At 65.0% G+C, this 9,694-nt stretch carries 8 protein-coding genes and 1 rRNA gene; 4 read left to right on the forward strand and 5 right to left on the reverse strand.

Annotated elements, in window-relative coordinates; genetic code table 11:
- Nucleotides 1-27: 27 nt before the first annotated feature.
- From RCF34_RS06970 to RCF34_RS06985, 4 genes are read right to left on the reverse strand one after another with little or no spacing between them, the layout of a single operon-like run.
- Complete coding sequence (locus tag RCF34_RS06970; RefSeq protein WP_308707486.1) at nucleotides 28-453, reverse strand: group 1 truncated hemoglobin; 426 nt, start codon at nucleotides 451-453, stop codon at nucleotides 28-30.
- Nucleotides 453-1,304 (reverse strand): DUF3034 family protein, encoded by an 852-nt coding sequence (locus tag RCF34_RS06975; RefSeq protein WP_308707487.1) that lies wholly within the window; start codon nucleotides 1,302-1,304, stop codon nucleotides 453-455. Before RCF34_RS06975 ends, RCF34_RS06970 begins: the two co-directional genes overlap by 1 nt.
- Nucleotides 1,301-3,619 (reverse strand): EAL domain-containing protein, encoded by a 2,319-nt coding sequence (locus RCF34_RS06980; protein WP_308707488.1) that lies wholly within the window; start codon nucleotides 3,617-3,619, stop codon nucleotides 1,301-1,303. The genes RCF34_RS06975 and RCF34_RS06980 overlap by 4 nt, the downstream gene beginning before the upstream one ends.
- Nucleotides 3,603-4,250 (reverse strand): methylamine utilization protein, encoded by a 648-nt coding sequence (locus RCF34_RS06985; RefSeq protein WP_374941148.1) that lies wholly within the window; start codon nucleotides 4,248-4,250, stop codon nucleotides 3,603-3,605. The genes RCF34_RS06980 and RCF34_RS06985 overlap by 17 nt, the downstream gene beginning before the upstream one ends.
- A gap of 246 nt (nucleotides 4,251-4,496) precedes the next feature.
- Here RCF34_RS06985 and lon point away from each other — a divergent pair, with 246 nt between their 5' ends.
- From lon to cmoB, 4 genes are all read left to right on the forward strand, one after another.
- On the forward strand, nucleotides 4,497-6,887 hold the full coding sequence (gene lon / locus RCF34_RS06990) for an endopeptidase La (RefSeq protein ID WP_308707490.1): 2,391 nt from the start codon (nucleotides 4,497-4,499) through the stop codon (nucleotides 6,885-6,887).
- Nucleotides 6,888-6,948: 61 nt separating this feature from the next.
- Nucleotides 6,949-7,341 carry a protease inhibitor I42 family protein gene (locus RCF34_RS06995; protein ID WP_308707491.1) on the forward strand — a complete coding sequence of 131 codons (393 nt, stop codon included), beginning with the start codon at nucleotides 6,949-6,951 and terminating at the stop codon, nucleotides 7,339-7,341.
- Nucleotides 7,342-7,404: 63 nt separating this feature from the next.
- A complete protein-coding gene (gene cmoA / locus RCF34_RS07000; RefSeq protein ID WP_308707492.1) occupies nucleotides 7,405-8,142 on the forward strand; it encodes a carboxy-S-adenosyl-L-methionine synthase CmoA in 738 nt (245 codons plus the stop codon).
- A complete protein-coding gene (gene cmoB, locus RCF34_RS07005) occupies nucleotides 8,139-9,107 on the forward strand; it encodes a tRNA 5-methoxyuridine(34)/uridine 5-oxyacetic acid(34) synthase CmoB (RefSeq protein WP_308707494.1) in 969 nt (322 codons plus the stop codon). The genes cmoA and cmoB overlap by 4 nt, the downstream gene beginning before the upstream one ends.
- A gap of 498 nt (nucleotides 9,108-9,605) precedes the next feature.
- On the opposite strand, the gene rrf is transcribed toward cmoB, so the two are convergent.
- Nucleotides 9,606-9,694, reverse strand: a 5S ribosomal RNA gene (rrf, locus tag RCF34_RS07010); the annotation flags it as partial.

Genomic DNA, 9,694 nt, shown 5'->3' on the forward strand with positions numbered 1-9,694 from the left:
GGTTCGAAAACAGCGACGGCCGGCAGGCTATTGGCGGATCACCTGGCCGCGCTGCGGCGCCAGGCGCGCCAGCAGGGCATTCTGCGCCTGCTCCGGGACGCCCTCACGCTGCATGGCCAGTTGCAGGTCTTCCACCAGGGCATTGAAGTCGGCGGGTTGCAGATTCAGACCGCGATGACTTTCCGCCATGCTCGCCCCTTCATAGCGACAGGGACCACCCGCATCGGCGCAGAATTTCTGGATGAGCAGACTGCGCAGTCGCGCGATGTCGACGTTGGCGAAGTAGTGCCGGATCCGTCCGTCGCGCGCCACATTGAGCAGCATCCCCTCGACGATCCGGGTGATGCCCGGCTGGCCTCCCAGCTCCTGATAGAGCCGATCACCCGCCGGCGGCTGCGGCGTGCAACCCAGCATCAGCAGCAGCGCCAGCAGCGCCAGGGGTCTCGCCTGCATCAGTAGCTTCCCTGCAGCGACAGATAGAGACCCTGCTGATCGTCCAAGGTGGCGATCTCGCCCAGCCAGGCATAGGCCAGCACCAGCGACAGGTGCTTGTTGGGAAAGTAACCGACGAAGGTATCCACCCAGTCGCTCTCCCGGGTGAAGGACAGATTCTGCGGCTTCTCGCGATACTCCATGCCTACCGCCCAGCGAGGATTGAAGAACACCGCGGCCGAGCCTTCCTTGAGCCATTGGCGGCTGTCGGTGCGGTCGCCACCGAAGCCCAGCAGCCCCATCTCGTTGGCGCGGCTGTACCTGAGGCCGACGTTGATCAAGAGGTTGTAGCCGAAAGCACCGCCCAGCAACAGCCGGCTGGCGCCCAGGTAGCCCTCGACATCGCTGTCGTGCCGCGCGCCCACGGCGGCAGGAATGCCGAAATCGCGTTGATGCTTGTACTGCACGCCCAGGGCGATCTGCGGCAGCCGGTCGTAGATCAGGTCGCCCGCCAGGCGCACCTTGGCACCGACGATGTCCTGGCTGAGGCTGTCTTGCTCGAGCTTCATCAAGCGGTGCAGGGTCGGCATGTCCAGGCGCTGCCGGGCATAGGAGACTTCCACCCGATTGCCGTAGGCCACCGCCACGCCGGCCGCATCGAGCCGGTAGTCGCCGGTCCACACCCGGGTGGCAAAGGCCGTGGCGCCAGGCTGGCCGCTCTCGCCGTAGCCACCGATCACCGCCCAGGGCGTGATACCACCGCCCGCCGCGCCTTCCAGACTGCTGGCGCCGCCGGTGGCCAGCAGCTTGCCGCCGTCGGCCTGGGCACCGGTCGCCAGCAGCAGGCCAGCCAGCCACCAGCCGTGATTCATGACAGCGCCTCCGGCACCGGCTGGTTCTGCCGCTCCATCCAGGTCTCGAATTCCGCGGCCGGCACCGGGCGGCTGATGTAGTAACCCTGGATCACATCGCAACCCCAACTGCGCAACAGCGCCAGGGCCCGGGCTTCCTCCACCCCCTCGGCGACCACCTCCAGACCCAGGTTGTGGCCCATCTCGATGGTCGAGCGGACGATGACGGCGTCATCGTTGCCCGGCGCCAGTTCCTTCACGAAGGACTGGTCGATCTTCAATTCGTCCACCGGCAGCCGCTTCAGATGCGCCAGGGAGGCATGCCCGGTACCGTAGTCGTCCACCGACAGCCGGATGCCCAGCACGGACAGCTGCGTCAGCAGCGCGATGGCCGCTTCGGGATCGGCCATGATGGCGCTCTCGGTGATTTCGAAGGTCAGCTGTCGTGCCGAGACACTGGCGTCATCGAGCCAACCCATCACCCGCTCGGGTAGCTGGGTATCGGCAAGATCCACCGCCGAGACATTCAACGATACCTTGACCTCGCGTCCCTGGGTCTGCCAGAGCGCCAGCTGCCGGATCGTCGCCTGGATCACCCAGCGGGTGAGTCCGGCCATGCTGCCACTGCGCTCGGCCAGGGGAATGAATTCACCCGGCGAGACCATGCCCAGTTCGGCATGGCGCCAGCGCAGCAGCACCTCGGCCTGGTGTGGCCCACTGCCCTGCAAGGCCACCTTGGGTTGGAACACCAGCATCAATTCACCCCGCTCGCCCGCCAGCGGCAGATCGTGGACCAGTTGCAAACGCCGCTGCTGGGCCGCATCCCGACCTTCATCATAGACCCGCAGGCGATCCGGCACCTGGCCGGCATCGAGCATGGCACTGCGCGCGCGCTCGATCAGCTGGGTTGGATCGTCGCCATGGCGCGGATACTCGACGACGCCGATCCGGCAACTGAGACGATACAGCTGACCTTCCCACTCGATGGGTTCGGCCAGCGACAGGCGCAGCTGCTCGGCGAGCCCCACCGCGCCTTCCAGACCGACGCGGCAGATCTGCACGAGAAATTCGTCGCCCACCGGGCGCGACACGCAGCCATGCCCGGCCAACAGTACCTGCGCCCGCTCGGCCACCATCCGGAGGATGCGATCGCCTCCGGCGACCCCGGCGCTTTCATTGATCGCCTGGAAGCCATCCAACCCCAGGTACAGCAGCGAGACCTGGGATTGGGTGGCGATGAAGACCCGCAGGCGCTCCTCGGCCAGGATGCGATTGGGCAGACCAGTCAGGGCGTCGTGCAGGGCATTGTGATTGAGCCGCTGCTCGCGCTCGGCGATTCCCTGGCGCATCTCCTCGAGCACCTGCGCCAACCGGCCGAATTCGTCGCGGCGCTGGACCTCCACCTTGACCCCATAGTCCCCCCGGCCGATCCGCCAGGACATGACCGACAGCTGCCGCAACGGCTGGGCCAGGTTACGCGCCAGCCACAGCGCGCCCAGCAGCGCCGCCAGCAGGGCACCGCCGGCGATCAGCGCCAGTTGCCGGAGCAGGGGTTCGAACTCGGCCATGGCCACGTCGAGCGAACGCAGCAGATAAACCTGTACCGGATGCTCGGCGGTCCCGAGGGTCAGCCGCTTGACCTGATAGAGCCGGCCGCCCAGGGTCATCTGCCAGATATCACTGCCTTGGGGTGAGGTCGCCAGCTCATGCAGCAGCAGCCGTCCCTGCTCCTCCGGCAGGGTACTGGCCATCAGCGCGGCTTCGCCGAGAAACACTACGTCCAGATTGATCAGCGAGCGAAATTCCTCGGTCATGGCCTGATCCATGGCGAAACTCATCACCACCTGGGCGATGGGCACAGGGGCCCGGACCGTCACCGTGACCCGCAATTGCGGCAGGCCGGTACCCGCCAGCACACAGCTGCCGTCATTGCCCGACACCACCGCGACGGGCAGACGCTCGCCTTCGCTGTGCGCCGCCACGGTGCTGGCGATCAGCCGGCCGTCCAGGTCCAGCAGGTAGGTATCGCCCGCGCCCACCCGGGCGCCATGGTTCGCCAGCACCGACCTCAGCGTCGGTACGTCGCCGCTGGCCACGGCATCGCGAAAGCCGAAATCGGCGGCGAGCACCCGCACGGCATCGTTCAGCCGGCGGCAGCGTCCGTCCAGCACCTGGCGGAACACCCGCGCCCCGGTGTCGAGCTGGTCATAGGACTGGCGCACGGCACTGGCCTCGGTGGCGGCCTTGACCGTCAGATAGACCAGGGTGATGACCACCAGCATCAGCAGGAAGAGACTGCCGGCGATGCGGGTCTGGAAACTATGGATGAGCTTCATCGTGCGTGGCCTTGTGGAAGGCATCCTCGAAAGCCGAGCTCGCCGGTTCCGCAGGCTGCGGCTTCGGCTGAACCGCCAGCTGGAGTTTCAGGGTCACCGGCTTGCCCGCCACATCAAGCGCGGGCTGGGCGACCTCCTGCTTGTCGCTGAGGTCGGGATGCCACAGTGCCAGCTGATAATGACCGTCCGGTGCCTCCAGTCGGGCGCGGCCCTGACTGTCGGTCACCACCGAGCGCCCGGCGGTGGTCACGTAGACGTAACCCACCATCCAGTCGTGGATGTTGCAGCCCACCACCACCACGCCGGGTTGGTCGAACACCACCGGCGTGCTGGGAAGCCCGTGGTAGAGCGGCAGCTCGAAGCGTTTCGGACTGGAAAAGGAATAGACCTGGTGACGGATGTCATCGGTATTTGGAAAGCTCACCGCCGTCCCGATGGCCACTGCCAGGACATGGGGGACGAACCGTCGGTTCTGCTGATCGATGGCCGCGGGATGCCGTTCGGGCACCAGGCCCTGGCCCGACAGCATCACCACGGCATCGGCCAGGGGTGCCCCCTGACCGTCGACCACCTGTACCGCGACCTCGGCCGCCTGCGCAGCTCCCAGGCCCAAGGCCAACCATCCCGCCATAAACCAACGCTTGTTCACCCGCTGCTCTCCACCACGCGCCCTTGGAAACTCTCGCCGGCTTCGCGGCGTGACTTCAGCTTTAGCGGCAGTGCCGAGGGAATCTTTATCGTCGCGGTGGCCAGGCTTCGTCCTGGCCGTCGCACTTCGAGCGGTACCCGGCGGTCAAGAAGGACAGGTCTTTGCCTGCGTTGAAAAAGCGCCGCCCTCGCCCCATGTTGGCCTCACATACAAGCCCAAGGTACGCCAATGAGCGATCAGGACAATCAAGCGGATATTCTCAGCGAAGAAGCCGGCCAGACCGGCCTGGTCCTGCCTGGCCAGAATCTTCCCGACAAGCTCTACGTCATTCCCATCCACAACCGGCCCTTCTTCCCGGCGCAGGTCCTGCCCGTCATCGTCAATGAAGAGCCCTGGGCGGAAACCCTGGAACTGGTGGCCAAGACCGACCACCATTGCCTGGCGCTGTTCTACATGGAGCAGCAGCCCGGCGATGTCGAGGGCTTCGATCCCGACCAGTTGCCGCAGCATGGCACCCTGGTGCGCATCCACCATGCCACCCGCCAGGACGGCAAGTTGCAGTTCGTCGCCCAGGGCCTGTCGCGGGTGCGTATCCGCGGCTGGCTGCGCCGGCAGCGCCCGCCCTATCTGGTGGAGGTCGAGCACCTGCGCCCCAGCCCCGATCCCAGCGACGAGGTGAAGGCCTACGGCATGGCGCTGATCAACGCCATCAAGGAGCTGCTGCCGCTCAATCCGCTCTACAGCGAAGAGCTGAAGAACTATCTCAATCGCTTCAGCCCCAATGACCCTTCGCCGCTGACCGACTTCGCCGCCGCCCTCACCACCGCGCCGGGCGACGAACTGCAGCAGGTGCTCGATACCGTGCCCATGCTGCAGCGCATGGAAAAGGTCCTGCCGCTCTTGCGCAAGGAGGTCGAGGTCGCGCGCCTGCAGAAGGAGCTGTCCGCCGAGGTCAATCGCAAGATCAACGAGCGCCAGCGCGAATTCTTCCTCAAGGAGCAGCTCAAGCTGATCCAGCAGGAACTGGGCATCACCAAGGACGATCGCAGCAGCGACATCGAAAGCTTCCGCCAGCGCCTGGAGGGCAAGATCCTGCCCGAAGCCGCCCAGAAGCGTATCGAGGACGAGCTGAACAAGCTGTCCATCCTCGAGACCGGCTCGCCGGAATACGGTGTCACCCGCAACTACCTGGATTGGGCCACCGACCTGCCCTGGGGAGTCCACGGCCAGGACAAGCTCGATCTCAAGCACGCGCGCAAGGTGCTCGACCGTCACCATGCCGGGCTCGACGACATCAAGAATCGCATCCTCGAATTCCTCGCCGTGGGCGCCTTCAAGGGTGAGGTGACCGGTTCCATCGTGCTGCTGGTGGGTCCGCCCGGGGTGGGCAAGACCAGCATCGGCAAGTCCATCGCGGAATCCCTCGGCCGCCCCTTCTATCGCTTCAGCGTCGGCGGCATGAGGGACGAAGCCGAGATCAAGGGTCACCGCCGCACCTATATCGGTGCCATGCCCGGCAAGCTCGTCCAGGCGCTGCGTGACGTCAAGGTGATGAATCCGGTCATCATGCTCGACGAGATCGACAAGATGGGCCAGAGCTACCAGGGCGACCCCGCATCGGCGCTGCTGGAAACCCTGGATCCGGAGCAGAACGTCGACTTCCTCGACCACTACCTGGATCTGCGCCTGGACCTGTCCAAGGTGCTGTTCGTCTGCACCGCCAACACCCTGGACTCCATTCCCGGTCCCTTGCTCGATCGCATGGAGGTCATCCGTCTCTCCGGCTATATCGCCGAAGAGAAGCAGGCCATCGCCAAGCGCCACCTCTGGCCCAAGCAGCTGGACAAGGCCGGGGTACCCAAGGATCGCCTGACGCTCACCGACAGTGCCCTCAAGGCCCTGGTGGAAGGCTATGCCCGCGAAGCCGGCGTGCGCCAGCTGGAGAAGCAACTGGGCAAGCTGGTGCGCAAGGCGGTGGTCCGGCTCATCGAGGATCCCAAGCTCAAGGTCAAGATCGGTGCCTCGGATCTCGAGGACTACCTGGGCATGCCGCCTTTCCGTAAGGAACAGGTGCTGTCCGGAGTCGGCATCATCACCGGTCTGGCCTGGACCAGCATGGGCGGTGCCACCCTGCCGATCGAGGCGACGCGCATCCATACCCTGAATCGCGGTTTCAAGCTCACTGGCAAGCTGGGTGACGTCATGAAGGAATCTGCCGAGATCGCCTACAGCTACGTCACCGCGCATCTCAAGGACTTCAAGGGCGATCCGAGTTTCTTCGACCAGGCCTTCGTCCACCTGCACGTACCCGAAGGCGCCACGCCCAAGGACGGCCCCAGCGCCGGCATCACCATGGCCTCCGCCCTGCTGTCGCTGGCCCGCAACCAGGCGCCGAAGAAGAACGTGGCCATGACCGGCGAGCTGACACTTACCGGTCAGGTACTGCCCATCGGCGGGGTACGGGAAAAGGTCATAGCAGCACGGCGGCAGAAGATCAGTGAACTGATCCTGCCGGAGCCCAATCGTGGTGACTTCGAAGAGCTGCCTGCCTATCTCAAGGAGGGGCTGACCGTTCACTTCGCCAAGCGCTTCGCCGACGTGGCCAAGGTGCTCTTCTAGTCTGACCGGCCAATCTCTTGGGGTATGCTCTGCGTTTTGCCGTCATACCCCGGAGGTCTTCATGTCCAACCGTCTTCTGTTCTGCGGCTGTCTGCTCCTGGCCGGCTGCAGCAGTACCCCGCCGAGTGGCAACCTCATCCTGGGCGACGACAGCGACTGCACCCCGCTGGCCATGCATACGGGCCAGGAACTGACCCTGACCCTGCCCAGCGATCCCACCAGCGGCTATCGCTGGACCATCCTCCAGCGCAGCGACAACCTCAGGCAACTCGGCCCGGAAGTCTTTCGCGAACAGCGCAAGGATCAGGGCGGCATCGGCAGCGCCGGTCAGTCCCTCTGGCGCTTCCGCGCCCAGAGCGTCGGCAGCGCCCATCTCGAACTTCAGGCCCGCCAGCCCTGGGATGCCGAAGCCGAGCCCCAGGCCCGCTTCGACTGCCGTATCGAAATCCGCTGACGCCACGTCCTGCAGTACCTGCCAGGGGTACAATGTCCCTTTTCGATTTTCCAGGTACCGCCCATGAGCGAAGCCGACCGCCTGTTCGCGTCGCCGCAGCCTCCTGCCGACTTCACCTTCAACGAAGACGTGGTGCGCGTCTTTCCCGACATGATCAAGAGATCCGTGCCGGGCTATCCCACCATCGTCGAGAATCTTGGCGTCATCGCGGCGCGGTTCGCCCAGCCCAACAGCCGCCTCTATGACCTCGGTTGCTCCCTGGGCGCCGTGACCCAGGCCCTGCGCCGTCATGTCAGCGCCGAGGGTACCCGGGTAGTGGCCATCGACAACTCCACGGCCATGGCCACCCGCTGTCGCGAATACCTCAGCGCCCAGGATTCGATGCATGAGGAGTTGCTGCCAGTCGAGGTCGTGGAAGGCGACATCCTCGAGGTTCCGCTCGAGTCGGCCTCGGTGATCGCGCTCAACTTCACCTTGCAGTTCATCGCTCCGGAACAGCGCCTGGGCCTGCTCCGTCGGTTGCGCGCCAGCCTGCTGCCAGGCGGTGCCCTGCTGCTGTCGGAAAAGATTCGTTTCCCGGACGCTCAGACCCAGGCGCTGCTCAACGGCCTGCACCTGGACTTCAAGAGAGCCAATGGCTACAGCGAGCTAGAAATCGCCCAGAAACGCACCGCCCTGGAAAACGTCATGCTCACCGACACCCTGGAGGAACACCGCGCGCGCCTGCAGGCCGCCGGTTTCACCACCGTCGTGCCCTGGTTCCAATGCCTCAACTTCACCTCCCTGATCGCCTTGCCATGACCCACCCCTCTTTCCTCGCAACCCTGCAGCGGGCACTTGCCGCTACCCCACTGGCCACCTGGTCCCAGTCGCTCGAAGCCGTCCTGGCCATTAAGTACGCCCGTGGCCACGGCGATCTGCAGCGCTGGCAAGCAGCTGTCGATGCTCTCCCCGAAATCGCTGTAGAAGCTGTCGACCTGCGAGAGGCGGTGCGCCTCGCTGGCGCTCCTACCGCGGAGCAGCACCGGGCCCTGCGCGAGGCACTGTTGCAACTGCGGCCCTGGCGCAAGGGCCCCTTCAAGCTGTTCGATCTCCATCTCGATACCGAATGGCGCTCCGACTGGAAATGGGACCGGGTCGCCTCCCACCTGGATCTGCAAGGCAAGCGCGTCCTGGATGTCGGCAGCGGTAACGGCTACTACCAATGGCGCATGCTTGGTGCTGGAGCCAGCCTGGTCCTGGGCGTCGATCCCAACTGGCTGTTCCACTGCCAGTTCCAGGCCCTGAGTCGCTATCTGCCCGACCTGCCCACCTGGCACCTGCCACTGACGCTGGAAGAACTGCCCGTACTGGACGGCGGCTTCGATACCGTCTTCTCAATGGGCGTGCTCTACCATCGCCGCTCGCCCATCGACCACCTGCTGGACCTGAGGAACTGCCTCGACAGCGGCGGGGAGCTGGTCCTGGAAACCCTGGTCGTGGTAGGCGATGCCACCACCGTCCTGGTCCCCGAAGACCGCTATGCCCAGATGCGCAACGTCTGGTTCCTGCCCTCCGCAGACGCCCTGCAACTCTGGCTGCAACGCGCCGGTTATCGTGACATCCGCCTGGTGGACCTCACCCCTACGACCGTAGACGAACAGCGCTCCACCGAGTGGATGGGCTTCCAGTCGCTACCGGACTTCCTGAACCCAGAAGATCCCAGTCTGACCGTCGAGGGCCTCCCCGCCCCCTTGCGCGCCACCCTCATCGCCCGCAAACCCTGAACGCAAAAAGCCCGGCCAATGCCGGGCTTTTTCCTGCTCGCGTAACGCTGCCGTAGGTGCTGCGGTAGGTTGGGCTGAGCACAGCGAAGCCAAACCTCCGGAAGCCAACCTTGCCCCCTCAACGCCCCGCCGCCGTTCACTTGATCCCTGCAGCAAACCTCATCGTTGGGCTTCGCTGCGCTCAGCGCCAACCTACGATGATTCTGTGCCGCGCTTCAAACACAACAGCCCGGCGCAGCCGGGCTGTTGTGGCTGTTCTGCTCTTGCAGACTCAAAGCAGAACCTGCGATTCAGGAAGCCCCCTCAAGCCTCCGCCATGCCGCCTTTAATCCCCTCCCCGGGCAGAGGCTAGGGTGAGGGCAACCCCGGGCACGTGAGTTACTTTCGTCCGCTGATCTGGCTATTCGCCCAAGCGCCCTGGCCCTCGGCCAAACTTTTCCCGCCCCAAAGACAACACCCCCGCCAGAATGAACTGGGCGGGGGTGCTGGGTGTTAGGCGCTTGACGATGACCTACTCTCACATGGGGAAACCCCACACTACCATCGGCGATGCATCGTTTCACTTCTGAGTTCGGGAAGGGATCAGG

The sequence above is a fragment of the Pseudomonas sp. 102515 genome (assembly GCF_031085165.1).
Classification (GTDB): domain Bacteria; phylum Pseudomonadota; class Gammaproteobacteria; order Pseudomonadales; family Pseudomonadaceae; genus Chryseomonas.

Excerpts from the sequence above, each read along its gene's own strand:
- RCF34_RS06970 (WP_308707486.1), bottom strand. The coding sequence starts at position 453 with ATGCAGGCGAGACCCCTGGCGCTGCTGGCGCTGCTGCTGATGCTGGGT.
- RCF34_RS06975 (WP_308707487.1), bottom strand. The coding sequence starts at position 1,304 with ATGAATCACGGCTGGTGGCTGGCTGGCCTGCTGCTGGCGACCGGTGCC.
- RCF34_RS06980 (WP_308707488.1), bottom strand. The coding sequence starts at position 3,619 with ATGAAGCTCATCCATAGTTTCCAGACCCGCATCGCCGGCAGTCTCTTC.
- RCF34_RS06985 (WP_374941148.1), bottom strand. The coding sequence starts at position 4,250 with ATGGCGGGATGGTTGGCCTTGGGCCTGGGAGCTGCGCAGGCGGCCGAG.
- lon (WP_308707490.1), top strand. The coding sequence starts at position 4,497 with ATGAGCGATCAGGACAATCAAGCGGATATTCTCAGCGAAGAAGCCGGC.
- RCF34_RS06995 (WP_308707491.1), top strand. The coding sequence starts at position 6,949 with ATGTCCAACCGTCTTCTGTTCTGCGGCTGTCTGCTCCTGGCCGGCTGC.
- cmoA (WP_308707492.1), top strand. The coding sequence starts at position 7,405 with ATGAGCGAAGCCGACCGCCTGTTCGCGTCGCCGCAGCCTCCTGCCGAC.
- cmoB (WP_308707494.1), top strand. The coding sequence starts at position 8,139 with ATGACCCACCCCTCTTTCCTCGCAACCCTGCAGCGGGCACTTGCCGCT.